The organism is Brevundimonas sp. AVps5, from assembly GCF_058681515.1.
In genome coordinates this window covers 2,718,888-2,741,802 of the sequence record NZ_CM178740.1, presented here as the reverse complement: position 1 = coordinate 2,741,802, position 22,915 = coordinate 2,718,888, and the positions used below count along the sequence as shown (strand labels likewise).

The window sequence follows — 22,915 nt, the reverse complement described above, 5'->3', positions numbered from 1 at the left end:
AGGGCCTTATCCTTCCTCATACCCCTGCCGGGGGAACCTTCGCGGTCAAAGTCGCGTTGGGCGATCATGTCGGGAAGGTGTCGCAAAAACGCGGTTGGACCTGACGAGATTCCAGTGCAGGGTGAAGCCTGTTAACGGACTGTGAGGGGACCGTTGATCTACCTGAGGTCACTTGTTCTGAGCGTAATCGCACTGGCGGCCGTGGCCGTTCCGGCGAGCGCCCAGACGTGGGTGAACCAGAACTGGTCCGACGCCGAGCAGGAAACCTCCGCCAACATCACGGCCCGGTTGAACCGCCAGGCTGGTTTCAACGTGGCCGCGGGCCGCGAATTCGGGCCCGTCCTGGAATTCGCGACCGACTATGTGCCGATCGAGGCGCAAAATCCTTTCGCTGCCACAACGACGCGCGACATCTGGCGCGAGGGTGAGGGATTCAGCGATCGCCTGCGACTGCGAACCCGGGGCGAACTGCGCCGCGCCGACGGCTCGCCGGTCCCGCCGACGCCGATGGATCCGGCGATGATCGATGCCGACGGCTATGAGGTCAGCTACACGCGAGGCTGGACCACGGCGCACGGCTATACGGCCTCCGGCCTTGAGGTGACGCTGACGCCACATGTCGGGATCGGCGCGGGCGACCGGGGCGGCACTGCCGAGGCCGGCGCCACCCTGCGGATCGGTTCGACGGCGGACCGCATCCTGCCGGAAGGCGCGGCCGCGTTCGGCGAACGGGCCCGCTGGTATATCTATGCCGCCGGATCCGGCACGGCCGTGGGCTACAATTTCGCGCGGACCCGGGACGGGGAATACGCCCGCTCCGGCTACAGCCGCGACAGCGGATCCTTCCTCGGCGACGCCTCGGTCGGCGTGGCCATGCGCCGGGGGGACATGCAGGGCTCGTTCGGCCTCGTCTATCGCGAGATCGAGGCCGAGGGCATGCACGCCGGCCACGGCATCGACAACGACGTTTCCGAAGGCCTCGTCGCCTTCCAGCTGTCGATCAAGCCGGAGTGGTAGGAGAGAGGCAGTAGGGCTTAGGCAGCAGGGAATAGGGAAGCGCCCTTGCCCGCTGACGCGCCGAATCCTTGCCTACTGCCTACTGCCTACTGCCTCTTCTATATCCAGCCCCTCCGCCGGAAATACAGCAGCGGCACCAGAGCCGAGATCGCCATCAGGCCCAGGGCCATCGGATAGCCGCCCATCCAGCGAAGCTCCGGCATATGTTCGAAATTCATGCCGTAGATCGCCCCGATCAGGGTCGGTGGCATCAGCACCGCCGTGAAGATGGAAAACATCTTGAAGATCGACGACTGCTCGATGTTGATCAGGCCCAGCGCCGCCGAAAGCTGGAAATTGATCCCGGAGGCGACGGCCTGATTGTGGGCGATGAGGCTGGTGGCGTCGCGGCTGAGCGAGCGCAGATGCTCGCGCGGTTCGCCCGCGGCTTCGAACCAGTCGTCGACGGCGACAAAGGCGAAGACCCGCGACAGGCCGGCCAGGCTGTGTTCGATCCGGGCATTGGCCATGTGCGCCCGGCCCAGCCGGGTCACCAGATGTTTGAATCCGACGCCCCTTGCTTCGGAGAAGACGCGGGTTCCGACACCCTCGACCGTGCCGGTCAGGCCTGACAGGACGTCGGAGGCGCGGTCGATGATTGCCTCCATCAGGTTCAGGAACATGTCGGCCCCGGTGCTGCACAGGGCCGGCTCACGCTCGAGCTTGTCGGTGAACATGGTAAAGGGGCGGGGGTCGAAATAGCGGATGGTGACCATCGGTCCGCTGGTCAGGACGAAGGTCACAGGGTCAATCGCGGGCAGGTCGTCGTCGCCGCGATGCAGGATGTCGGCGGTCACATAGGTGGCGCCGCCCTCACGGTAAAGCCGGCTGGAGGCCTCAAGTTCGCTCATCTCGGCGCGTGTGGGAATGGAGAGGCCGAGCGCCTTCTCGACTGCGGCGTCCTCGCCGTGCGTGGGGTCGATCAGGTCGATCCAGAGGGTGTCGGCGGGCATGTCCCAGCCGCCGATGACGTCGATCTCGGCCGCCTCGCAGGCGGCGCAGCCCGAACGATAGAGGCGGATCATTCGGGCGGTCCCGGTTGTGGGGCTGGGTCGGCTAGTTCTGGGCCGTGTGGGTCGCGTTCGCGGTGTCATAGGCGTCGCGGGCGCCGTTATAGATGAAGCCATAGGTCGGATAGACGGTCGAGCCCAGGTCGCGGATCGGATTGTACCAGACCTTCACCTGGCTCCAGTCGTTCTGGCCCGAGACGTCGACGACGGTGACGTTCTCCTCGACGCGGCCGCGGCTGCCGCCCCAGTTGGCGTGGGTCACGCGGATGACCCGGTCGGTCAGAATGTCGGAAACGACAGCGACATGGCCCCGGCTCATCCGGCCTTCGGGACGGAACACCAGGACCGAGCCGGTCTCCGGCGCACGGCCGGTGCGGAAGCGGTCAACGGCCTGATTCCACCAGGTCCAGGCATCGCCGAAGATGTTGATACCCGAGAACATGCGGGCGAACGTCACGCACTGCCAGTACGGATCGTCGGCCTTGGCAGGAGCGGGAGACAGGGCGAAAAAGCCCAGGCAAGCGGCAACCAGAGCGGCGGTGATCCGTTTCGTCATGTTCGAATTGTTTCCGACTGTTACGCCCGGCACTATCCCTAGACGATAGTTAGCGTGGGGTAAAAGCCCCTTTTCAGGCGAGCTGTGCCCCGCCTGTGCGCGCCTGTGCCCGCGCCGCGCGCCTTTGCGCGATGCCGCGGAGCGCCCGCCGGGCGGGGAATTCGACGAGGTGATAGGATACCGCCGCGACGACCGGCAGGGTCAGGACCACGCCCAGCCACACAAAAAGTTGAAGCTTGTCGCCCCCGCCCGTGAGCTTCGACGCCGCATTCACGGCCAGCAGTTTCCACGGCACCACGACCATATAGACCGAGTAGCTGATCTCCCCGAGATAGACGGCGGGCTTCGACGCCAGCCATCCGGCCCGTGCGTTGGGGAGCGAGGCCAGGGCCAGGATCAGGGCGCCGCAAAGGGGCACGATCAGGGCGTCAGGGGCCGACAGCGATCCGGCGACGGCGATGGCCCCGGCGGCCCCGGCGGCGATCCAGCCGGGACGCGGCAGGCTGATCTTGCGATGCATCAGATAGAGGGCGCAGCCGAGGGCGAAGCAGGGGACGATCCGCAACGCGCCCCACAGGATGGTGGCCTGGGTCAGGGGGAAGCCGGCCAGCATCTGGAAGACGATGTAGAGGCCGACCAGGAAGGCTACGGCACCGATGACTGCGGCGATCGGCCGCTCGCGCAGACGCCAGGCGACGAAGGCGAAGGCGGGGAAGCTGAGATAGGCGAACCACTCCGCCGAGATCGACCAGGACGGATGGTTCCAGCCGGCCACGGGCGCGAAGCCCCAGGCGTGAACCATCAGGACGTTGGCGGGCAGGGACGCCCAGCTGAGAATGTTGCCGTTGATGCTGAGGCCCGCCGCGACGGCACCGAACGCCAGCACGCCGACCCCGACCAAGGTGGCGATATGTAACGGGTAGACCCGCGCGATCCGGGCCCACAGGAAGGACCCATAACTGAACCGCTTCTCGCCATGGGCCGCCAGATAGACGTGGCACAGGATGAAGCCCGAGAGGACGAAGAACAGTTCGACGCCCAGATAGCCCTTGGCCACCAGGTTCGGCATCCAGCTGACGTCGAGGTCCGGCCAGAAGGCGAACAGGGCCACCCAGATGGCGGCGCCGAAACGCAGCGCGGTCAGGGGGCGGAGGTCCGCGGGCGCTTCCAGTTGGGTCATTCCTCCCATATGCAGCCGACCCGGTTCCAGAACTGTTAAATCCTCCCCATGAAAAATGCAGACGTGACCCCGACCCTGACCTTCGACGCCGTCACCGCCGCAGCGGCGGCCGATTCGGGCCTGACCGGGGCCCAGGCCCGGGCCGCCCTGACGGGGGCCCTGGGCCTGCTGGATCGCCATGCGGGGCGCGAAGCCCTGGCGGCTCTCTACGCCGCCGTGGACGGAGCGGAGGCGGCGGCGCGGTCCAGGGCCGCCGAACGGCCGAGGCGCAGCCTGTTTGGAGGGATCATGGCCTCGGCCGGAGGCGTGTCGGGCGCGGCCGTGGCCGAGGCTATGGGGCTGCTGGACCGGCTCAGGGACGAGGGCGTGGACAAGGCCGCGCTGAAACGCCTCCTGCCTGCCGCGCGCGAGCGAGTCCGGGCCGCGACCGGGCGGGATCTGCTGGGCGAGGCCGTGCGCAGCGTGCCGGGCGTCGGGCCGCTTCTGGGGGACAGCTAGACCATCAGGGCGCCGGCTGGCTGTTCAGGAAGGCCACCGAGGCGGCGCAGCCGTTCAGGGTCTGCGGCCCCAGCTCGACCCGCGCGGTCAGGGGGTAGATCCGGTCGCTCATGCCGTCCGAGCATTCCGTCGCGATCAGGGTGACCACCAGGGCCGTGCCGTCGGGCGCGGCGGCGGCATAGACGGCCGTGGTGCCCTGGATCGTCGGGCCAGGGCTGGAGGCACGAACCTCGACGGCGTCGACGGCCGTATAGGTCAGGTCCTGTGGCGTGATCTCGACGGCCCAGAAGGGCTCTGTGCCCAGGGCCCGCAGCGGCTGGTTCAGATCGACGCCGCCGAGCACCGCGGGGGCCGGGGCCGGCGGGGCCTCTGGACCGGTCGGTGCCGGATCGGAACAGCCGGCGAGGGTCAGGCCGAGGACGAGAACCGGGATCGGCAGGCCGGCGCGGAACAGACGCATGACGTTGAACTCCTTGGGTCGATCAGGCCTCGGGCGGATAGGCGGTGCGGGCGTCGGCGCAGGCCTGTTGCGTGATCCAGCCCGGGATGGCCAGGCTGGAGGTCAGGGCGCGCGTCTCCTCGCCGATGTCGGGGCATTCGGTTGCCGTCAGCGTCAGTGTCAGGGTCTTTCCGTCGCTGAGCGTCACGGCGTAGACGGCGGTGTCGCCGGTCACGACCGGGGTGGCCGGGCCGGTGCGCGGGGTCGTGATGTCGCCGCCGAAATCCTCCATGTCCCGATAGGTCATGACGCCGTCGGCGATATCGATAGTCCAGAACGGCTCGGTCCCGGACGCCCGGACCGGCTGGGTCAGGTCTATTGCGCCCAGCTGGCTTGTGGCCGCTGCTGCCGACACGGTTTCCGTCTGGGACTTCGCCGGCTCGGCGGCGGGCGAACAGGCGGCCAGGATCAGAACAAGGGCGGAGGCGATGAAGGCGCGCATGGGTCAGCTCCAGAAGGACGGTGAGGCAGAAACGCAGCCCGGTCGCGGATGGTCAAGCCTGTGCGGCTACCATACGGTCGGCGTCTGTCTAATAGACCTCCGGTTCGTCCCTGCCGGGATCCAGGCTGTTATCGACCCGCTCGTCCCAGCCCTCGCGGTGCGACTTGAAGGCCAGGGCCATGAGGACCCAGGTCAGGCCGACCGTCCCCGCGACCCCGAGCGCCATGGCGATCCAGCCGTGCAGCGGCAGGGCACCCCCGCCGATGGCGACCCAGAACAGGCCCAGCCCCCAGGTCGCCGCCGCCGAGAGGACGAGGGCGATCAGGGTGTGGATGAAGAAACGCTGGACAGGACCGGACATGGCCGACCTGTAGCAGGTCTCAGGCCGGCATGCCGCTCCGGCGGCGGGCCCGGCGGATTTGACGCGCTGCCCGGGGACAGTCGAGCGCGAGCCGGTGCAGGGCGGCGATGACCAGGCCGGTGAGCGCCCACGACAGCAGGATGTCTGACAGGAAATGGCCGCCGAACGCGATCCGGTTGATCGACAGGGCTGCGGCATAGGCCAGGACGGCGGGCAGGGCCCAGCGACGCCACGGGGCCGGAACCATCAGAACCACCACGGCCACCATCCAGGCGGCGGACGATCCTTCGCCCGAGACGAAGGAGCAGTTGGACAGGCAATTGTCCGAGACCTGCCAGGCGCGGGTGAAGTCGGCGTCGCCGCCGAAGTCCTCGATCTGGATCGGCCGGGCGCGACCCCACATCGATTTCAGCACGCCGTTGACCAGAAAGCCCGAGGCGATGACCAGGCCGATCAGCAGCACGGCGGCGCGACGACCCCAGCCCGTGAGACGGCGCGGTTTTCGACGCAGAGCCAGGACGATCTCGCCGATCAGGCCCAGCAGCATCAGTCCGAGCACCCAGGTCGAGGACTTGCGCAGCCCCTTCAGGACCGGATTGTCGGCCAGGGCGAAGCCCGCGCCCGGACTGTAGAACAGGGCGCTGACCGCCATGTCGACGCCGGGCAGAAGGGCGAAATACAACGACAGGACAACGGCCGCCACAAAGGCCACGGTCACGGGTTCGTCGGCGCGCAGGCCCGAGGCCAGCGACAGCCGCAACCGCGTCGCGCCCCGCCGCAGGGCGTGGATGTTGAACAGGCGACGCGCGCGCCGACCCCGTCCGCCGATGGCTGTGACGTCCGTCATCGATCCCCCAATCGAGCCGTGGGACGAGGATGACTGAAGCGTGCGGCGGCAGCGTCACGGAAACATGGGCTTTCGGCGGCAGTTCGGCGTCGGGCGCATGTCGACCCGTCCGTGGCCGCATGGTTTATGGCGTCGGCCGTCCGGCTTCACCCGGATCGGACGACAGGCTAGACGGGGACATGCCTGAACTTCCCGAGGTCGAGACGGTCCGACGCGGCCTGGAGCCGGTCCTGGTCGGGGCGCGGCTGACGAGGGTGCGACAGAATCGGCCGGATCTGCGCTTTCCCTTCCCCGACCGGTTCGTCGAGCGGCTGGAAGGCGCGACCGTCGAACGCATCGACCGGCGGGCCAAATATCTGTTGGCGGCACTGTCGACGGGCGAAACCTGGGTCGCCCATCTGGGCATGACCGGCCGGTTCACCGTCGACGGCGAACAGCTGGCCGAGTTCGTGGAGCCGGCCCCGATCGCCGGCAAACACGAGCATATGAGCTTCTGCGCCCTCAAGGATGGCCGCGCCACGCGGGTGGGGTTCGCTGACGCCCGCCGGTTCGGTTTCATGGGCCTGATCCCCGCCGATCAGGTCGAGATCCATCCCTGGTTCATCGGCATGGGGCCGGAACCTCTGGGCAACGGCTTCTCCGGCACCCATCTGGCCGAGGTCTTCGACGGCAAGACACAGTCCATCAAGGTCAGCCTGCTGGATCAGCGCAACGTCGCGGGCCTGGGCAATATCTATGTCTGCGAGGCCCTGTACCGGGCGCGCATCTCGCCCGTGATCGCGGCGGGAAAGATCTCCAAGGCCCGGCTGGAGACGCTGGCGTCCGTGATCCGCGATGTCCTCGGCGACGCCATCGCGGCGGGCGGCTCGACGCTGAAGGATTTCGCCAACGCCGACGGCGGCCAGGGCTATTTCCAGCACCGGTTCGACGTCTATGGCCGCGAGGGCCAGCCCTGCCTCGGCGAAGGCTGCGCCGGCGTCGTCAAACGCGTCGTCCAGGCCGGCCGGTCGACCTTCTACTGTCCCTCCTGCCAGAGGCGCTGATGACCCACCGCATCATCCTGTTTCGCGGCATGAATACCGGCGGCGTCCGCGCTCCGGTCGGGGAGCAGCGCGCCATGGCCGAGGCGATGGGGCTGAAGAACCCACGCACGCTTCTGGCCAGCGGCAATCTGGTGGTCGAAAGCGACCGCGAACCGGCCGGGCTCGAGACGGATATCGAGCGCGAGATGGAGGGCCGCTTCGGCGTCAGGGTCGCCGCCATGGTTCGCACGCCGGAGCAGTGGGCCGGGCTGATCGCCGCCAACCCCTTTTCGAACGAGGCCGCCGGGCATCCGTCCAAGATGGTCGCCATGGTCATGAAGGACGGGATCAGGGCCGGGGCGCTCGAGGCCTGTCGCGTCCTCGCCGAGGGCGGCGAGGCGGTCGAGGCGAGAGACAACGTGCTCTATTTCTGGTTCCCGAACGGTCAGGGCGAAAGCGGTATCTTCAGGAAGGCGACGCCGAAGATGCTCGGCATGGGCACCGGGCGGAACTGGAACACGATCCGGAAGCTGGGAGAGATGGTGAGTGTCTGATCGTTTGGACTTAATGTAAAAAATAATAGACACGATGTCCGCATCGTGCGACATCGAACCGGGCCGCCTGCTGCGGCCGGGGACCTGTCATGTCGTTTCGCGAAAAACATCTCTGGATCAGCATCGTCGCCACCGTCGGCGTATGGGGCTTCTACGGCTGGCGTCTGGTCCAGACGATCGCCGGGGGCGGGCTGACCGATCCGGGCTTCGCCTTCGCGACGGGCGGGTTGTTCATCGGCTGTCTGGTCGTTGTGGTCGTGCTGGAGGTGGGGCTCACCCTGCTCGCGACGGCGACCACCCGGCGCGCCGAGCGCGAGGCGCGGGATGAGCGGGAACTGGTCGCCTCGCTGAAGGCCAGCCACGTCTCCCTGATGGCCCTGATCGCCATCGTCTTCAGCCTGGCCATCGCCGCCTATCTGCTGGGCTTCGCGAACGCTGCCGCGCCGGGGCCCGTCGCCCTGCTGATGACCCCGACCAACGCCCTGATCTTCGCGGCCAACCTGCTGATGGGCGCGGTGATCGTGTCGGAGCTGATCCGCTATGTCTTCAACCTGGCCCTGCTGCGGGGGTTGCGCTGATGTCGTTCCGGGAGAAGCTGGTCTGGGGACAGTTGTGCGCCTCCCTCGCGATATGGGGCGGCTATCTCCTCTGGGTCAGAACCGCCTGGCCGCAGCGGGGTATGTGGTCGGACGGAATCTGGCCAACCGGTTTCATCCATGAAACTATGATAACTCTCATCCTCTGTCTGTTTCTCTCGATCCTCGTGTCCATCGCCCTCGCGCTCGCGACAAGGTTTCTGACCCCGAAGGCCGAGCGCAACGCACGGGACGAGCGCGAACGGGCGGCCCGCCACCGCGCCGGTGCCTGGGCTTTCACCCTCCTCTGGCTTTATCTCATCTTTGCCTTTGTCCAGATTGCCGGGCTTGGCAGTTTTTTTGAGGGCATCTTCCGCGGGGCGTCCGATCCGCAGCCAAACCAGGTCCTGCCGGGTGTGTGGATGGCGAACATGATCTGGGACGCTTCCCACTGGATGTTGCTGGCGTTGGTCGTCAGTTCGGTTTTCCGGGCCGTTGCTGAACTCGCCCTGCTCAGGCGCGGCCGTTGACCAAAGGCCCGCCCCCGATCCGGAACCGCATCCGCGAGCTGCGCTTCCATGCCGGCGAGATGACCCAGGCCGATCTGGCCGCCCGGATCGGCATGACGCGCCAGACCATCGTGGCCATGGAACAGGGCAAATACTCACCCAGCCTGGAAGCGGCCTTCCGTATCGCCGCCGTGTTCGGGGTGCCCGTGACCGAGGTGTTCCAGTGGGAGGGGTGAACGGCGTTCCTTCTCCCGTTGGGAGAAGGTGGCGAGCGCAGCGAGACGGATGAGGGGCGGATCTGACCCGCGTCCCCCTGGCGCTCGACCCTCACCCTTTCGCGCGAAGCCGATCGCTTCGCTCCCGGGCGCTCAAGCCCTCTCCCACCGGGAGAGGCAGGGCTTTCTCAGGCACCGCGGGATGGATAAGACGACGGGACTGTTTGGAGACCGCACCATGTCCGACACCTACGCCACCCTGCTGATCGAGCGGCACGCCGACGGATATGCCGTGGTGACCCTGAACCGGCCCGAGGCGTTGAACGCCCTGAACTCGGCCCTGTTCAGGGATCTCGCCGACTTTCTGGATGCCGTCGAACATGACGATACGGTCCGCTGCCTGATCCTGACCGGATCGGGCGACAAGGCCTTCGCCGCCGGCGCCGACATCAAGGAGATGGCGGATCAGTCCTATGCCGACATGTACAAGGGCAATTATTTCGCCCTCGGCCACGACCGCATCACCCGTTTCCGCAAGCCGATCATCGCGGCGGTCAACGGTTTCGCCCTCGGCGGCGGCTGCGAGCTGGCCATGCTGTGCGACTTCATCGTCGCCAGTGACAAGGCGAAGTTCGGCCAGCCCGAGATCAACCTCGGCGTCGCGCCCGGCATCGGTGGTTCGCAGCGGCTGACGCGTCTGGTCGGCAAGTCCAAGGCCATGGACATGGTCCTGACCGCCCGGATGATGGACGCGGTCGAGGCCGAGCGCGCCGGCCTCGCCAGCCGCGTCTTCCCGCATGAGACCCTGCTGGACGAGGTCCGCAAGATCGCCGCGAAGATCGCCTCCCAGAGCCCCCTGGCCGTCATGGCCAACAAGGAGATGGTCAACGCCGCCCTCGAAACGACCCTGACCCAGGGCGTCCAGTTCGAACGCCGCCTGTTCCACTCCCTGTTCGCCTTCGAGGATCAAAAGGAGGGGATGGCCGCCTTCGTCGAGAAGCGGCAGCCGGTATTCACGGGGCGGTGACATGAAGCGCGCCCGGGCCGTCATGACGCAAATCCTGCTGATCCGTCGCGGCCGTCCAGACTCGCGTTGACCCCTGCGACCCCTTCCGCTATAGCCGCCCGCTCTTGAAGATTTTCCGCGCCGTGGACGGGTGTCTGCGGCGTTTCCGTTGATAGGTTTGACGATGGCCAACAATCCCGGCGCCAAGAAAGCGATCCGCAAGATCGCCGCGCGTACCGAAGTGAACAAGTCGCGCCGCACGCGCGTCCGCACCTTCCTGCGCAAATTCCAGGAAGCCGTGACCGGGGGTGACGCCGCCGCCGCCCAGGGGGCCTTTGTCGAGGCCCAGTCCGAGCTGATGCGCGCCGTCACCAAGGGCGTGGTTCACAAGAACACGGGCTCGCGCAAGGTGAGCCGTTTGCATGCCCAGCTGAAGAAGATGTCTGCGGCATAAAACCCTCTAGGTAAGACTACGTACCCAGGCGGTTCCCGGAGGCCCTTCACGCCTCTGTCATATGTAAATCGAACGATTTCAACGGCGAGTAAGCTCAAGCTTACTCGCCGTTTCGCCGTGTGCGGATAAGTGTTCACTGGGAGAATCGCGCTCGCCGAACAGGCGAAATCGGCATTTTCCTAGGCCTGATTTGGCTTTAGCGGAGTCAAACAATTTAACTGCGAATCGGCTCGCGAATCAGCGTTGACCCGTGCCCCGTCGAGCGTAAGTTTTGGGCTCTAACGCACTTCCATCCCCACACGGATGAAGACGGAGCGGGGGCGAATCCCTGCGCCGGCGGGAGACGTCTGTCCGCGAGGTCGCCCCCGCTTTCGAAGCTCACGCTTCGGAGGTCAGGAGAACGCGTCCCTGGATCGACCGACCCGGCGTGGACTTCGGAACAGAAGGTTCCGGTGCGGCATGACCAATTCAAGGCGGGTGTAACGACGATGGGGGGCTTGGCGTTGGCGAACATGACGGACCCGGACCGGATCTGGAACGAGGCCTCGCTGAGGCTCCGGGCCGAAATCGGCGACGGACCGTTCAGCTCCTATATCGCGCCCTCGGCGGTGCGGATGGACGGAGCCGGCCAGCTGATCCTGGTGACCCCGACCGGCTATGCCCGCGACTGGGTACGCAAGAATGCGCTTCGCCGTCTGAACGAGCTGTGGCTGGGCCTGGACGGCCTGTCGCGTCGTCTGGAGGTGCGTTGCCGCGCCGAGGTGACCTCGGCCCCTCCTGCCTCGTCCATGGCCTCGTCCGTGGCCCTCCAGGCCCTGTCGGGAGCCCAGGGGGAGACACCGGTGGCGCCGACCGCCTTTTCTCCGACGGTCGGACCCGTGACCGACGGCGCCCGCGCCGTGCGCGCGGCGGGCCTGCAGGAACGTCTGACCTTCGACAGCTTCGTCGAGGGTCAGGGCAACGCCTTCGCCCTGGCCATCGCGCGCCAGACGGCCAGCTGGGCCGACGGCCATTTCAACCCGATCTTCTTCTGCGGCCCCTATGGCTACGGCAAGACCCACCTGCTGAACGCCATCGCCTGGGAGGCGCAGCGTCTGCGCCCGGACGCGAAGGTCGTCTATCTGACCGCCGAACGGTTCCTGTCGACCTTCGTCAAGGCGATGCAGGACCGCTCGACCGCCGCCTTCAAGGACAGCCTGCGCTCGGCCGACATGCTGCTGCTGGACGACGTCCAGTTCGTGGGCGGCAAGGCCTCCACGCAAGAGGAACTGCTGTCGACGCTGACGGCCCTGATCGAGGACGGCAAGCGGATCGTGCTCTCGGCCGACCGCCCGCCCATGGCCCTGACCGAGGTCGAGCCGCGTCTGCGCAGCCATCTGGCCGCCGGCCTGACCTGTCCGGTGGAGCCGGCCGACCGCGCGCTCAAGATCGCCGTGGCCGAGAACCGTCTGGCCGCCTTCGCCAGGATGGGCGTGGTGTCCGGAGAGGCATCGCGTGAGGTGCTGGAACAGGTCGTCGACCGGACCCCGGGTTCGGTGCGTGAACTGGAGGGCGCCGTGAACACCCTGGCCGCCGCCGCCGGATCGCGGCTGTCGTCGCTGGGCGTCGAAGAGACCCTGGCCCTGCTCGGCTCGGCCCTGCGCGGCGGACCCGAGCGCCGCATCACCGTGGACGAGATCCAGAAGACGGTGGCCGAGCATTTCAACATGAAGCAGGCCGATCTGCTGAGCGAGCGGCGCACCCGCGCCGTCGCCCGCCCGCGCCAGATCGCCATGTGGCTGTGCAAACAGCACACGACCCGGTCCTATCCCGATATCGGCCGTCGCTTCGGCGGGCGCGACCACACGACGGTCCTGCACGGCGTGCGCAAGATCGAGGAACTCATGCCCCAGGACGACCAGATCGCCCGCGACGTCGAGGCCCTGACGAGGAAGCTCCGGGGTTAGGCGACCGTTTGGCGTTTTCGGCGGTCCCGGCCGTGGAGATGGCGGTGTCGGCGGTTCACCTCCGGGACAATCTGCCGTTCACGGGTGGCCCGGATCGGCGGCCCGGACATCATCCGTGACCGCCGCCGGTTCGATGATCAGGGACGGGCGGGGATGTTCAGGCCGCGTGCCACGGCCGGACGGGCCTCGCACCGCGCGACCCACGCCTGGACGGCCGTCAGCGACGACCAGTCGACCAGATCGCCGGCCCCGTAGAAACCCGGCACCGCCCGGACCCAGCCGATCAGGGCGATGTCGGCGATGGTGAAGCCGTCGCCCATGATGAAGGCGCGGTCCTTCAACCGGTCCTCGAGCACGCCCAGCAGCCGCTTCGCCTCGGTCACGAACCGGTCGCGCGGTCGCTTGTCCTCATAGGCCGCGCCCGCGAACTTGTGGAAGAATCCCATCTGCCCGATCATCGGGCCCACGGCTCCCATCTGCCAGAAGACCCACTGCAGGGTCTCGTAGCGGGCGGCGGGATCGGTGGGGATAAGCTGGCCGGTCTTGTCGGCCAGATAGACGAGGATGGCACCCGATTCCCAAAGACCCATCGGCTGTCCGCCCGGGCCGTCGGGATCGAGGATGGCCGGGATCTTGCCGTTGGGGTTCAGCGACAGATAGTCGGGCGTCCAGGTCTCGTTCTTCATGATGTCCACCAGGTGGACCTCATAGGGGATGCCGATCTCCTCCAGCATGATCGAGGCCTTCACCCCGTTGGGTGTCGGCAGGGAATAGAGCTGCAGCCGGTCGGGATGGACGGCCGGATACTGGCGGGTGATCGGGAAGGCGGAGAGGTCGGTCATAAGACACCGTGTCGGTTGCTGATGGTCTGCATGTCGGGTGACGGTCCGCTCGCCGCAAGGGCGCCGCCGCGCCGCCTCACGCGCCTGTGTGCGCCGTCAGACATTGTCAGGTTGTCGTCCGGCGGGAAGCGGGGCTTTATCCGGGCCTCACCAACGAGGAGGCGCCCGATGGCCCACAAATTCGAAGTCTACAAGGACAAGGCCGGCGAGTTCCGCGTCCGGTTCAAATACAACTCGGAAATCATCTTCTCGACCGAGGGCTACTCGGACAAGTCGGGTGCCAAGCGCGCGATCGAGTCGATCAAGAAATACGTCGGCGACGCCGAAACCGTCGAGATCGAATAGTCTCCTTTCCTTCTCCCCCTGCGGGAGAAGGTGGCAGTCCTCCGACTTGATCGGGGGGCTGACGGATGAGGGGTCGTGCCGGCGGATGATGGGCGGGGTCACGCTGACTTCAGGCGTCAGCATGACCCCTCATCCGACCTCGCTGCGCTCGGCCACCTTCTCCCGCAAGGGGAGAAGGGCGCTGCTAGTCAGGTTCGCGCTCCCCGACTTCCTCGGGACGCACCGCCAGCAGCCAGCCGTCGGACAGATGCAGGTCCGGCACGGCCGCCCGGGTGAAGGGCAGGTACCAGGTCTGGCCGCCCGCGACCGGGGTGATCTCGAGCATGTCGTCGGCACCGAAATTCTGCACCGCCTTGATCGTACCCAGAACGACGCCCCCGGCGTCGCGGGCCTCCAGGCCGATCAGGTCGGCGAGATAGAATTCGTCCTCTTCGGGCTCCGGGAAGGCGTCGCGCGGGACATAGAGTTTCAGATTGCGAAGGGCGTCGGCCTCTTCCTTGGTGGCGATCTCTTTCGCCCGCCCGACGACGCCGTCCTTGGTCGCCCGCGTCTGGATCAGGGTCAGCCCATGCGAGCCGTCGCCGCGCAGCAGCGGACCATAGGCGGTCAGCGCCAGCGGGTCGGCGGTGTAGGCCGTGATCCGCACCTCGCCCTTGACCCCGAACCCGCCGGCGACATGGCCCACGAGGATGAGTTTCTGGTCGTTCGCCATCGCCGCGTCTCCGTTCATCCTCGCACCAGATAGCAGAAGGGCAGCGTTCGAACCGAACACTGCCCTTCCGTCATCCGGACCCCGACCTGCGTCAGGGCTCCAGTGAGACCCTTAGGCCTCGGTCTTTTCTTCTTCAGCAGCGCCCGCAGCCGGAGCCTCTTCGACGCTGACTTCGGCGGAGCCTTCGCCTTCAGCGGCCGGAGCCTCTTCAGCGGCGGCTTCTTCAGCAGCAGGAGCCTCTTCAACCGGCGGCGCATTCTTCGCGGCCTCGGCGGCGGCGGCGGCCTCTTCCTTGGCCCGGACAGCCGCTTCGGCCGCTTCGATCTTCGCAGCGGCCTCGGCCTCGGCGCGGTCGGCTTCGCGCTGGGCGCGCTCGGCAGTGCGTTCCTGGGCCTTCTTGCCCGGCGCGCCCTTGTTCGGGTTGTTGGACTGGGTCCACTTGACCTTGCCGGCCAGGGCTTCGTCCTGGCTCTGGCTGATGAAGCGCGCGACGCGGTCGGTCGGCTGGGCACCCTTGCCGAGCCATTCCGAGATCCGGTCGGCCTTCAGGGTGACGCGCGGCTTGTCGCCGTCCTTGGCGAGCATCGGGTTGTAGGTGCCGACGCGCTCGATGAACTTGCCGTCGCGGGGAGCGTGGGAGTCGGCAACGACGATATAGTAGTAGGGGCGCTTCTTGGCACCGCCGCGGGCCAGACGAATCTTCAGCATTTCAGTCTTCTTTCTACGGGATCAGTTTTTCTTGGTGGGTAGGCCGGGAAGACCCGGAAGGCCTCCCGGGAGTTGTCCGCCACCCAGTCCGGCGAGCCGGTCCTGAATGGCTTTCATTTCGTCAGCCGAGGGTTCGGGCATCCTGCCGCCCCCCATGGCTTTCAAACGGTTGAGGTCTGGGCCGCCGCCCATGCCGGGCGCGCCGCCGCCGAGACCGCCCAGCATGGCGGCCATCTGCTGCATCTTGCGCGGGCCGCCCTTCGACATGGACTTGACCATGTCGGCCATCTGCCGGTGCTGTTTGAGCAGGCGGTTGATGTCCTGGACCTCGACGCCCGCGCCCGCGGCGATCCGCTTGCGGCGCGAGGCGTTGAGCAGGTCGGGCTTCTTGCGCTCGGCCCTGGTCATCGAGGAGATGATGGCTTCCTGGCGCAGGATCATGCGGTCGTCGACGCCGCTCTCCGCCATCTGGTTCTTCATTTTGGCCACGCCGGGCAGCATGCCCATGATGCCCTGAAGACCGCCCATCCGCTTCATCTGCTGCAGCTGGGCGGCGAGATCGTTGAGGTCGAACTGGCCCTTGGCCAGTTTGCGGGCCATGGCCTCGGCCTTGGACGCGTCCAGGTCCTGGGACGCCTTTTCGACGAGGGCGACGATGTCCCCCTGACCCAGGATGCGGCCGGCGACGCGGCGGGCGTCGAACACCTCCAGCGCGTCGACCTTTTCGCCCGACCCCATGTATTTGATCGGCAGGCCGGTGACGGCGCGCATCGACAGCATGGCACCGCCACGACCGTCGCCGTCGGCGCGGGTCAGGATCAGGCCGGTCAGGGGCAGGCGTTCGTGGAAGGCCTTGGCGGTGCGGACGGCGTCCTGGCCGGTCAGGCTGTCGGCGACCAGCAGGGTCTCGACGGGTTTCGAAATGTCGGCGACCTCGGCGACCTCGGCCATCAGACCCTCGTCGAGGGTGATGCGGCCGGCGGTGTCGAGGATCAGGACATCAAAGCCCTGCAGCTTCGCCGAGGTCAGGGCCCGGCGGGTGATCTGGACCGCGCTCTCGCCCGCTACGATCGGCAGGGTCACGACCTCGATCTGTTTGCCCAGCTGGGCCAGCTGTTCCATGGCGGCCGGACGACGCGTGTCCAGCGAGGCCATCATGACCTTCTTGCGATCGAACTTCGTCAGGCGCAGCGCCAGCTTGGCCGAGGACGTCGTCTTGCCCGAGCCCTGCAGGCCGGCCATCAGGATGACGGCGGGCGGCGTGGCGTTCAGGTTGAGCGGGGTCGGCTCCTCGCCGCCCAGCATCTCGACCAGGCCGTCATAGACGATCTTGACCACCTGATCGGCCGGCTTGACCGAGCGGATGACGTCTTCGCCGGTGGCCTTCTCGGTGGCGAAGGCGATGAAGTCCTTGACGACCGGCAGGGCGACGTCGGCCTCCAGAAGAGCCACGCGCACTTCGCGCATCGCCTCGGAGACGTCCTTTTCGGACAGGGCACCGCGGCCGGTGATCCGGTCGAAGACGCCTGTCAGCCGCTCGTTCAGAGCCTCGAACAATTCACTACCTCATTTGGCGGGTGAGGCGGCTCCATACGACAACGGCCCCTGGCGACGATCACGTCGGCAGGGGGTTCTCGCCATCCTCGTCCGGTCGAAACCGGGGTCGTGATGGTGGAGACGCAGGGTTCACTTGCGCCGGAAGCGGCGGTCTATGGCGGAAAAAGCTGGCGAAGACAAGGTCCGGGCGAACGTCGCCTTGCCAAGTCAGCGTCATGCGCCTCCTATCCTCGCCTGGTTCCGGAGGAAGTCCCATGCGTTTCACCCGTCCCCTAACCCTCGCGCTGATAGTCTCGATCGGCGGGGCCCCCGTCCTGGCCCAGACCGCCGCGCCAGAGCGCCGCGAAGCCGGCACCCTGATCTACAGCGGCATCCCCGAGATTCCCGCTGAGTTGAAATCCGACCTGCAACGCTATCGCAATGCCCGGTCGGCCGGTTTCCAGGACTGGATGGAGGACGGCTCGATGCTGATCTCGACCCGCTTCGGGGAGACGGCCCAGCTCCACCGCGTCGCCGCCCCCGGCGCAGACCGGACCCAGATCACCTTCTTCTCCGAGCCCGTCTCGGGTGCCCGAACAATCCCGGGGACCGACCGGTTCGCGTATCAGCGCGACGCCGGCGGGGCCGAGAATTTCCAGACCTTCGTGGCCGGTCTGACCGGCGGCGATGTCGCGATCACCGAGCCGAACACACGCAACGGCGGTCCGGTGTTCTCGGACGACGGCAGGCTTGCGATCTGGAACCGGGTCGAGCGGGGCCAGTCCGACTACGACATCCTGGCCATGACGGTCGGCGATCCGTCGAGCCGCCGCGTCGTGTTCGAGGGAACAGGCCAGTTTTCGCCGGTCGATATCTCGCCGGACGGGACGAAGGCGCTGTTGTCCCAGTACATCTCGGTCCTGGACGTCCGCCTGTGGCTGCTCGACCTGGTGACCGGTCAGGCGAGCCGCATCCGCGAGCGCTCTACGCCGGTGGCCTACAGTGGTGGCGAGTTCACCCGTGACGGCCGCTCGATCGTCACCACCTCCGACGAAGGCGGCGAGGCGCTGCGGCTGGTCGAGATCGCGCTGGCGGACGGTGCCGTGACGCCCCTGACCGAGGCCTCGACCTGGGACGTTGACGATTTCGACCTGTCGGATGACGGCCGGCTGCTGGCCTGGTCGATCAACGAGGACGGCTATTCCAGGGTGGCCGTGCGCGATTTCATCACCCGCCGCGCCCTGCCTCAGCCCGAGCTGCCGGCCGGCGTCCTGGGGTCGCTGGCATTCTCGCCCGACGGTTCGAAACTGGCGATCGGCATGTCGACCCCGACCAGCTCGGGCGACGTCTGGAGCTGGGACGTGTCCGGCGGCGGGCTGACGCGGTGGACCCGGTCCGAGGTCGGTCCGCTGGACCCCGGGACCTTCGTCACACCCGAACTGGTGCGCTATCCCAGCTTCGACGCCCTGCAGATTCCGGCTTTCGTCTATCGCCCACCGGGCGGCGAGGGGCGTCGCCCGGTCATCATTGATATCCACGGCGGGCCTGAGGGTCAGGCGCGACCGGGCTTCGGCTTGACCTACCAGCAGTGGGTCGCCGACCTTGGGGCGGTGGTCATCGTGCCCAACGTGCGAGGGTCCACCGGCTACGGCAAGACCTGGCTGGCAGCCGACAACGGCCCGCTGCGTCAGGCCTCGGTGCAGGACATCGGCGCGTTGCTGGACTGGATCGCGACCCAGCCCGATCTGGACCCGGAGCGAGTGGTCGTCCACGGCGGATCCTATGGGGGCTTCATGGTGCTGGCCTCGCTGGCGGCCTATTCGGACCGGCTGGCCGGGGCAGTGAATATTTTCGGCATCGCGAACTTCGTCAGCTTCCTGGAGAATACCGAGGCCTATCGCCGCGACCTGCGCCGGGCCGAATACGGCGATGAGCGCGACCCGGCCATGCGGGCCGTGTTCGACCGGATCTCGCCGATCCACCTGACCGACGCCATGACCGCGCCGCTGCTGGTCATTCAGGGTGCCAACGATCCGCGCGTGCCCCAGAGCGAATCCGAACAGATCGTCGACGCCGTTCGCGCCGAGGGCCGCCCTGTCTGGTATCTGCTGGCCACCAATGAGGGCCACGGATTCCGCAAGAAGTTCAACTCCGATGGTCAGGCCGAGGTGACGAGCCTGTTCCTGCGCCAGGTGCTGGCGATCGAGCCTGTTACAGTGGGCGCACAATAGGTTTCACGCCGCCTCGGGGGCTGGTCACGCCGCCGACCGCTGTTACGGTCTCGCTCCAGCCTCCCCGCTGAACGAGATGACCATGCCCGTTTCCGCCGAACCCGTTGCTGACGATCGCCTTCGCGAGGAGGTGCGGCTACTCGGCGGCCTGCTTGGCGAGGTCATTCGCGACGAAGGTGGCCAGGACCTCTACGACCGGATCGAGGCGGTGCGGGTGGCCTCGGTCGGCTATCACAGGCACCCGGGCGCCAAGGGCTCGGCCGAGCTGGAGCGGCTTCTGAACGAGCTGTCCCTCGATGACGCGGTCGGGCTCGCGCACGGATTCGCGGTTTTCTCCCTGCTGGCCAATGTCGCAGAGGACCGGGCCGGCAAGCGACGGGCGCGCAGCCAGACCGCCGAGGGCGCGCGGCCCGACACGCCCGAAGGCGCGCTGGCGCGGTTGACGGCGGCTGGGCGGACGGTCGAGGAGGCGCGGGCCCTGTTGTCGGAGGCCCTGATCTCGCCCGTGCTGACGGCCCACCCGTCGGAGGTGCGCAGGAAGAGCGTCATCGACCGGATCGCGACCGTGTCGGACCTGCTCGACGCCTGCGACCGCCCGGGTTTCGAGGAACAGGGCCTGGCCGGCGCGCCCGAGGGGATGATCAACAGCCTGCGCCGCCAGACCGTGATCCTTTGGGCGACCCGGCTGGTCCGGACCACGGGTCTTGTCGTGCAGGACGAGATCGACACGGTGGTGTCGTTCCTTGAGCGGGTCTTCCTCAGGGTCGCGCCGGAACAGTTGATCGACTGGCGTCGTCGGCTGGACGCGCCTGAGCTCAAACCCTTCATTCGCATCGGTGCCTGGGTCGGCGGCGACCGGGACGGCAACCCCAATGTCGACGCCAATGCGCTGAGAGCCGCCTTCGCCACCCCCGCCAAGGCGGTGATGCGCCACTATCTGGAGGCGACCAACGCCCTCGGCGCGGAACTCAGCCTGTCGGGATCGCTGGCGGAAATCAGTCCGGCGCTGAAGGCCCTGGCCGATGGATCGGGAGACCTGTCGCCGCACCGGGCCGACGAGCCCTATCGACGGGCGCTGAGCCAGATCTACGCGCGACTGTCGGCGACCCATCCGATCCTGACGGGCCAGACCACGCCGCGCCCGGCGCCGTTCGCAGCTCCACCCTATGCCGGGCCCGGCGAGTTCCGGACCGACCTCGCCATCCTCCACGACAGCCTGGTCGCCAGCCACGGCGCGGTCTTCGCCGACGACGGTCTGTCGCGCCTGATCGCCACGGTCGATGTGTTCGGATTCCACATGGCGACGCTGGATCTGCGCCAGAACTCCGACGTCCATGCGCGCGTCGTCGGCGATCTGCTGAAGGTGGCGGGGGTCTGTCCTGACTATGCGGCGCTGGACGAGGAGGCGCGGCTGGCCTTGCTGGCGGCCGAGCTGGCGGCGCCCCGCCTGCTGTTCAGCCCCTATGCGAGCTATGCCCCCGAGACCTTGAAGGAGCGGGCGATCCTCCAGGCTGCGGCGGAGGCCCTGGCGACGTTCGGGCCGGACGCCATCCGCACCCATATCGTGTCCAAGACCGACGCGGCCTCGGACATGCTGGAAGTCTATCTTCTGCTCAAGGAGGTCGGCCTCTACCGGCCCGATGCGCCCGGCGAGTGCCCGATCCAGGCCGCCCCCCTGTTCGAGACCATCGACGATCTACGCGCCGCGAAGCCCACACTGGAGCGCCTGTTCCAGGAGCCGTCCGCCCTCGCCGTCGCCAGGGCGCGCGGGGTGCAGGAGGTGATGATCGGCTACTCTGACTCCAACAAGGACGGCTCCTACCTGACCTCGACCTGGGAGCTGCACGAGGCGTCGCGGGCCCTGCTCAGCGTGACCCGGGCGGCGGGCCTGCGGCTGCAGCTGTTCCACGGCCGCGGCGGAGCAGTGGGACGCGGCGGGGGCTCCAGCTTCGCCGGCGTCCTGTCCCAACCGACGGGCACAGTGGCCGGGCGCATCCGGATCACCGAACAGGGTGAGGTCATCGCCAACAAATACGGCGAACCCGACGTGGCGCGCCGGAACCTGGACGCCCTGACCGCCGGGACCCTGATCGCCTCGCTCGCGCCGCCGCCGGACGAGGCGATGACGGCCAGGCATGGCGCGACGGCCTCGGCCCTGTCGGTCGCCTCCATGGCCGCCTATCGGGCCCTGGTCTATGAGACGCCGGGTTTCGTCGACTATTTCCGCGCCGCTACCCCGATCAACGAGATCGCCGAGCTGAAGATCGGCTCGCGGCCGACGTCGCGCACGGCCTCCACCGCCATCGAGGATCTGCGCGCCATCCCCTGGGTGCTCAGCTGGTCGCAGAGCCGGGTCATGCTGCCGGGCTGGTTCGGCTTCGGCTCCGCAGTTCAGGGACAGGACATGGCCGAGTTGCAGGCCATGGCCAGGGCGTGGCCCTTCTTCCGGACCCTGATCCAGAACATGGAGATGATCATGGCCAAGTCGGACATGACCATCGCCCGTCGCTACGCCTCGCTCGTTCCGGATCAGGCGCTCGCTGCGACCCTCTTCGGCGCGCTTCAGGCCGAGTGGGACCGGACGCGCGACGCGGTCCTTGCCGTCACCGGTCAGACGGAACTGCTGGGCAGCCAGCCGGAGCTCGACCGGCTGATCCGGCTGCGGATGCCCTATGTCGAGCCGCTGAACCACGTACAGATCGAACTGATCCGCAGGCGTCGGGCAGGCGACGATGACCCCCGGGTACGCGAGGGCATTCTGCTGGCGATCAACGGCGTAGCAGCGGGTTTGCGCAACAGCGGCTAGTTGGGGACATGATCGTGCCGTCCGCAGGCTACATGAACACGACTTAACGCTCAGGGCGGGATTGTCCGAAAGGATTCATCGCAGCGTCACCGTCGGCGCGCAGCCCTGTCACCGAAGGCCGTCATAGGGGCGGCGTCGTCTCCCCGCGACGCTCAGCAGGATGCCCCAGCCATGAAGACCTTCGCCATCGCCGCCCTCGCCGGATCTCTCCTCCTTTCCGCCGGCACCGCCTCTGCCCAGGACCACCGGATCGTGATCGGCGATCTGGATCTCGGTTCGCTCGCCGGCGCCGCCACCTTCGACGCACGCGTCCGGGACGCCGCTGATCGCGCCTGCCGGCTTGGCGCGCCGCTGCCGGATGTCCAGTGCCGCGCTCGCTTCCGCAGCGAAGCCCTGCGCCAGCTGCCCGCCGCCCGCCGCGACGACTACGCCCGCGCCCGCTCCGGCCGGGTCCTGGCCATGGTTCCCATCTTCTACGGCTGACCTGACTCCCGGGACGGTGACGCCGTCCCGGGAACGGCCGCTCTCCATGGCCGCGAATTCATCAAGCGTCGCTTTTCGGCCGCCGGTCGCACACGGTCAGGAAACAATCGGGTCGCACTCAGGTCGGGCCGCCGCAAAGAGCGACACACACACACCAGGAGCCAAGAGATGATCCGTTTCGCCGCCGCCTCGGCCGTTCTCGCCGTCGCGATCCTTTCCGCCGGGGCCGCCTCGGCGTCTGATTACCGCATCGCCTTCGGCGATCTCGACCTTGCTTCGCGCGAGGGTGCGGCCCGGTTCGACCTTCGGGTCGATCGCCTGGCGCGGTCCGCTTGCACGGTCGGCGCGCCGCTGCCGGACGCTCAGTGCGTCAGGCGGTTCCGTGTCGAGGCCCTGAGCCAGTTGCCGGCGGCTCACCGCGAGGACTACGCCCGCGCCCGTAGCGACCGGATGGTGGTTCTGACGCCCGTCACTCGACGCTAGGGCATGATCGCTTGAGTCAGAACCGCCACGCGGTTCTGG

At 67.6% G+C, this 22,915-nt stretch carries 26 protein-coding genes; 15 read left to right on the top strand and 11 right to left on the bottom strand.

The features are described 5' to 3' along the window. The first annotated feature begins 153 nt into the window (after window positions 1-153). Window positions 154-1,017 carry a lipid A-modifier LpxR family protein gene (locus ACW18A_RS13860; RefSeq protein ID WP_492022293.1) on the top strand — a complete coding sequence of 288 codons (864 nt, stop codon included), beginning with the start codon at window positions 154-156 and terminating at the stop codon, window positions 1,015-1,017. Window positions 1,018-1,115: 98 nt separating this feature from the next. On the opposite strand, the gene ACW18A_RS13855 is transcribed toward ACW18A_RS13860, so the two are convergent. The 3 genes from ACW18A_RS13855 to ACW18A_RS13845 all read right to left on the bottom strand — a co-directional run bounded on the left by ACW18A_RS13855 (window position 1,116) and on the right by ACW18A_RS13845 (window position 3,802). Further along, a complete protein-coding gene (locus tag ACW18A_RS13855) occupies window positions 1,116-2,081 on the bottom strand; it encodes a magnesium transporter CorA family protein (RefSeq protein ID WP_492022292.1) in 966 nt (321 codons plus the stop codon). Between the two features lie 31 nt (window positions 2,082-2,112). Continuing rightward, window positions 2,113-2,622, bottom strand: a complete 510-nt coding sequence (locus ACW18A_RS13850) for a CHAP domain-containing protein (RefSeq protein WP_492022291.1) — start codon at window positions 2,620-2,622, stop codon at window positions 2,113-2,115. Window positions 2,623-2,695: 73 nt separating this feature from the next. Further along, the gene (locus ACW18A_RS13845; protein WP_492022290.1) at window positions 2,696-3,802 is read right to left on the bottom strand and encodes an acyltransferase family protein; all 1,107 of its coding nucleotides are present in this window, start codon (window positions 3,800-3,802) and stop codon (window positions 2,696-2,698) included. A 48-nt stretch (window positions 3,803-3,850) separates the two neighbouring features. Here ACW18A_RS13845 and ACW18A_RS13840 point away from each other — a divergent pair, with 48 nt between their 5' ends. Beyond that, window positions 3,851-4,300, top strand: coding sequence for a hypothetical protein (locus tag ACW18A_RS13840; RefSeq protein ID WP_492022289.1), 450 nt, complete (start codon window positions 3,851-3,853; stop codon window positions 4,298-4,300). Between the two features lie 4 nt (window positions 4,301-4,304). On the opposite strand, the gene ACW18A_RS13835 is transcribed toward ACW18A_RS13840, so the two are convergent. From ACW18A_RS13835 to ACW18A_RS13820, 4 genes are all read right to left on the bottom strand, one after another. After that, window positions 4,305-4,760: a COG3650 family protein gene (locus ACW18A_RS13835; protein WP_492022288.1), complete on the bottom strand. Its 456-nt coding sequence runs from the start codon at window positions 4,758-4,760 to the stop codon at window positions 4,305-4,307. 22 nt (window positions 4,761-4,782) lie between these two features. After that, window positions 4,783-5,241 (bottom strand): hypothetical protein, encoded by a 459-nt coding sequence (locus ACW18A_RS13830; protein ID WP_492022287.1) that lies wholly within the window; start codon window positions 5,239-5,241, stop codon window positions 4,783-4,785. 88 nt (window positions 5,242-5,329) lie between these two features. Then, the gene (locus tag ACW18A_RS13825) at window positions 5,330-5,602 is read right to left on the bottom strand and encodes a hypothetical protein (protein WP_492022286.1); all 273 of its coding nucleotides are present in this window, start codon (window positions 5,600-5,602) and stop codon (window positions 5,330-5,332) included. A 19-nt stretch (window positions 5,603-5,621) separates the two neighbouring features. Further along, window positions 5,622-6,449, bottom strand: coding sequence for a phosphatase PAP2 family protein (locus tag ACW18A_RS13820; RefSeq protein WP_492022285.1), 828 nt, complete (start codon window positions 6,447-6,449; stop codon window positions 5,622-5,624). A 179-nt stretch (window positions 6,450-6,628) separates the two neighbouring features. On the opposite strand from ACW18A_RS13820, the gene mutM reads away from it, so the two are divergent. The 8 genes from mutM to dnaA all read left to right on the top strand — a co-directional run bounded on the left by mutM (window position 6,629) and on the right by dnaA (window position 12,730). After that, on the top strand, window positions 6,629-7,492 hold the full coding sequence (gene mutM, locus ACW18A_RS13815) for a bifunctional DNA-formamidopyrimidine glycosylase/DNA-(apurinic or apyrimidinic site) lyase (RefSeq protein ID WP_492022284.1): 864 nt from the start codon (window positions 6,629-6,631) through the stop codon (window positions 7,490-7,492). Next, window positions 7,492-8,025, top strand: a complete 534-nt coding sequence (locus ACW18A_RS13810) for a DUF1697 domain-containing protein (protein WP_492022283.1) — start codon at window positions 7,492-7,494, stop codon at window positions 8,023-8,025. Before mutM ends, ACW18A_RS13810 begins: the two co-directional genes overlap by 1 nt. An 89-nt stretch (window positions 8,026-8,114) precedes the next feature. After that, window positions 8,115-8,603: a hypothetical protein gene (locus ACW18A_RS13805; protein ID WP_492022282.1), complete on the top strand. Its 489-nt coding sequence runs from the start codon at window positions 8,115-8,117 to the stop codon at window positions 8,601-8,603. Beyond that, complete coding sequence (locus tag ACW18A_RS13800) at window positions 8,603-9,130, top strand: hypothetical protein (RefSeq protein WP_492022281.1); 528 nt, start codon at window positions 8,603-8,605, stop codon at window positions 9,128-9,130. The genes ACW18A_RS13805 and ACW18A_RS13800 overlap by 1 nt, the downstream gene beginning before the upstream one ends. Continuing rightward, the gene (locus ACW18A_RS13795) at window positions 9,127-9,345 is read left to right on the top strand and encodes a helix-turn-helix transcriptional regulator (protein ID WP_492022280.1); all 219 of its coding nucleotides are present in this window, start codon (window positions 9,127-9,129) and stop codon (window positions 9,343-9,345) included. The genes ACW18A_RS13800 and ACW18A_RS13795 overlap by 4 nt, the downstream gene beginning before the upstream one ends. A 217-nt stretch (window positions 9,346-9,562) precedes the next feature. Then, a complete protein-coding gene (locus ACW18A_RS13790; protein WP_492022279.1) occupies window positions 9,563-10,351 on the top strand; it encodes an enoyl-CoA hydratase-related protein in 789 nt (262 codons plus the stop codon). 163 nt (window positions 10,352-10,514) lie between these two features. Then, a complete protein-coding gene (gene rpsT / locus ACW18A_RS13785; RefSeq protein WP_298159288.1) occupies window positions 10,515-10,784 on the top strand; it encodes a 30S ribosomal protein S20 in 270 nt (89 codons plus the stop codon). A gap of 512 nt (window positions 10,785-11,296) precedes the next feature. Continuing rightward, entirely contained in the window at window positions 11,297-12,730 is a 1,434-nt protein-coding gene (dnaA, locus tag ACW18A_RS13780) for a chromosomal replication initiator protein DnaA (protein ID WP_492022278.1), read from the top strand. 137 nt (window positions 12,731-12,867) lie between these two features. On the opposite strand, the gene ACW18A_RS13775 is transcribed toward dnaA, so the two are convergent. Then, window positions 12,868-13,572 (bottom strand): glutathione binding-like protein, encoded by a 705-nt coding sequence (locus ACW18A_RS13775; protein WP_492022277.1) that lies wholly within the window; start codon window positions 13,570-13,572, stop codon window positions 12,868-12,870. Window positions 13,573-13,740: 168 nt separating this feature from the next. Between ACW18A_RS13775 and ACW18A_RS13770 the strand changes: the two genes are divergently transcribed. After that, entirely contained in the window at window positions 13,741-13,917 is a 177-nt protein-coding gene (locus ACW18A_RS13770; RefSeq protein WP_298159296.1) for a YegP family protein, read from the top strand. 184 nt (window positions 13,918-14,101) lie between these two features. Here ACW18A_RS13770 and rimM read toward each other — a convergent pair whose 3' ends face one another. The 3 genes from rimM to ffh form a co-directional block, all read right to left on the bottom strand. After that, entirely contained in the window at window positions 14,102-14,629 is a 528-nt protein-coding gene (gene rimM / locus ACW18A_RS13765; RefSeq protein ID WP_492022276.1) for a ribosome maturation factor RimM, read from the bottom strand. A gap of 111 nt (window positions 14,630-14,740) precedes the next feature. Further along, window positions 14,741-15,337 (bottom strand): 30S ribosomal protein S16, encoded by a 597-nt coding sequence (gene rpsP, locus ACW18A_RS13760; protein WP_492022275.1) that lies wholly within the window; start codon window positions 15,335-15,337, stop codon window positions 14,741-14,743. A gap of 21 nt (window positions 15,338-15,358) precedes the next feature. Further along, the gene (gene ffh, locus ACW18A_RS13755; RefSeq protein WP_492022274.1) at window positions 15,359-16,894 is read right to left on the bottom strand and encodes a signal recognition particle protein; all 1,536 of its coding nucleotides are present in this window, start codon (window positions 16,892-16,894) and stop codon (window positions 15,359-15,361) included. A 254-nt stretch (window positions 16,895-17,148) separates the two neighbouring features. Here ffh and ACW18A_RS13750 point away from each other — a divergent pair, with 254 nt between their 5' ends. The 4 genes from ACW18A_RS13750 to ACW18A_RS13735 all read left to right on the top strand — a co-directional run bounded on the left by ACW18A_RS13750 (window position 17,149) and on the right by ACW18A_RS13735 (window position 22,876). After that, window positions 17,149-19,104 carry a S9 family peptidase gene (locus tag ACW18A_RS13750; RefSeq protein ID WP_492022273.1) on the top strand — a complete coding sequence of 652 codons (1,956 nt, stop codon included), beginning with the start codon at window positions 17,149-17,151 and terminating at the stop codon, window positions 19,102-19,104. A gap of 82 nt (window positions 19,105-19,186) precedes the next feature. After that, window positions 19,187-21,910, top strand: coding sequence for a phosphoenolpyruvate carboxylase (gene ppc, locus ACW18A_RS13745; protein WP_492022272.1), 2,724 nt, complete (start codon window positions 19,187-19,189; stop codon window positions 21,908-21,910). A gap of 171 nt (window positions 21,911-22,081) precedes the next feature. Continuing rightward, on the top strand, window positions 22,082-22,393 hold the full coding sequence (locus ACW18A_RS13740) for a UrcA family protein (protein ID WP_492022271.1): 312 nt from the start codon (window positions 22,082-22,084) through the stop codon (window positions 22,391-22,393). 168 nt (window positions 22,394-22,561) lie between these two features. Continuing rightward, complete coding sequence (locus ACW18A_RS13735) at window positions 22,562-22,876, top strand: UrcA family protein (RefSeq protein WP_492022270.1); 315 nt, start codon at window positions 22,562-22,564, stop codon at window positions 22,874-22,876. Window positions 22,877-22,915 lie beyond the last annotated feature (39 nt).

Coding starts and splice junctions, on each gene's coding strand:
- rpsP (WP_492022275.1), bottom strand. CDS start 15,337: ATGCTGAAGATTCGTCTGGCCCGCGGCGGTGCCAAGAAGCGCCCCTAC.
- ACW18A_RS13835 (WP_492022288.1), bottom strand. CDS start 4,760: ATGCGTCTGTTCCGCGCCGGCCTGCCGATCCCGGTTCTCGTCCTCGGC.
- ACW18A_RS13750 (WP_492022273.1), top strand. CDS start 17,149: ATGCGTTTCACCCGTCCCCTAACCCTCGCGCTGATAGTCTCGATCGGC.
- ACW18A_RS13790 (WP_492022279.1), top strand. CDS start 9,563: ATGTCCGACACCTACGCCACCCTGCTGATCGAGCGGCACGCCGACGGA.
- ppc (WP_492022272.1), top strand. CDS start 19,187: ATGCCCGTTTCCGCCGAACCCGTTGCTGACGATCGCCTTCGCGAGGAG.
- ACW18A_RS13810 (WP_492022283.1), top strand. CDS start 7,492: ATGACCCACCGCATCATCCTGTTTCGCGGCATGAATACCGGCGGCGTC.
- mutM (WP_492022284.1), top strand. CDS start 6,629: ATGCCTGAACTTCCCGAGGTCGAGACGGTCCGACGCGGCCTGGAGCCG.
- ACW18A_RS13800 (WP_492022281.1), top strand. CDS start 8,603: ATGTCGTTCCGGGAGAAGCTGGTCTGGGGACAGTTGTGCGCCTCCCTC.
- ACW18A_RS13825 (WP_492022286.1), bottom strand. CDS start 5,602: ATGTCCGGTCCTGTCCAGCGTTTCTTCATCCACACCCTGATCGCCCTC.
- ACW18A_RS13845 (WP_492022290.1), bottom strand. CDS start 3,802: ATGACCCAACTGGAAGCGCCCGCGGACCTCCGCCCCCTGACCGCGCTG.
- rimM (WP_492022276.1), bottom strand. CDS start 14,629: ATGGCGAACGACCAGAAACTCATCCTCGTGGGCCATGTCGCCGGCGGG.
- ACW18A_RS13775 (WP_492022277.1), bottom strand. CDS start 13,572: ATGACCGACCTCTCCGCCTTCCCGATCACCCGCCAGTATCCGGCCGTC.
- ACW18A_RS13740 (WP_492022271.1), top strand. CDS start 22,082: ATGAAGACCTTCGCCATCGCCGCCCTCGCCGGATCTCTCCTCCTTTCC.
- ACW18A_RS13770 (WP_298159296.1), top strand. CDS start 13,741: ATGGCCCACAAATTCGAAGTCTACAAGGACAAGGCCGGCGAGTTCCGC.
- ACW18A_RS13830 (WP_492022287.1), bottom strand. CDS start 5,241: ATGCGCGCCTTCATCGCCTCCGCCCTTGTTCTGATCCTGGCCGCCTGT.
- dnaA (WP_492022278.1), top strand. CDS start 11,297: ATGACGGACCCGGACCGGATCTGGAACGAGGCCTCGCTGAGGCTCCGG.
- ACW18A_RS13805 (WP_492022282.1), top strand. CDS start 8,115: ATGTCGTTTCGCGAAAAACATCTCTGGATCAGCATCGTCGCCACCGTC.
- ACW18A_RS13840 (WP_492022289.1), top strand. CDS start 3,851: ATGAAAAATGCAGACGTGACCCCGACCCTGACCTTCGACGCCGTCACC.
- ACW18A_RS13820 (WP_492022285.1), bottom strand. CDS start 6,449: ATGACGGACGTCACAGCCATCGGCGGACGGGGTCGGCGCGCGCGTCGC.
- ACW18A_RS13850 (WP_492022291.1), bottom strand. CDS start 2,622: ATGACGAAACGGATCACCGCCGCTCTGGTTGCCGCTTGCCTGGGCTTT.
- ACW18A_RS13735 (WP_492022270.1), top strand. CDS start 22,562: ATGATCCGTTTCGCCGCCGCCTCGGCCGTTCTCGCCGTCGCGATCCTT.
- rpsT (WP_298159288.1), top strand. CDS start 10,515: ATGGCCAACAATCCCGGCGCCAAGAAAGCGATCCGCAAGATCGCCGCG.
- ACW18A_RS13855 (WP_492022292.1), bottom strand. CDS start 2,081: ATGATCCGCCTCTATCGTTCGGGCTGCGCCGCCTGCGAGGCGGCCGAG.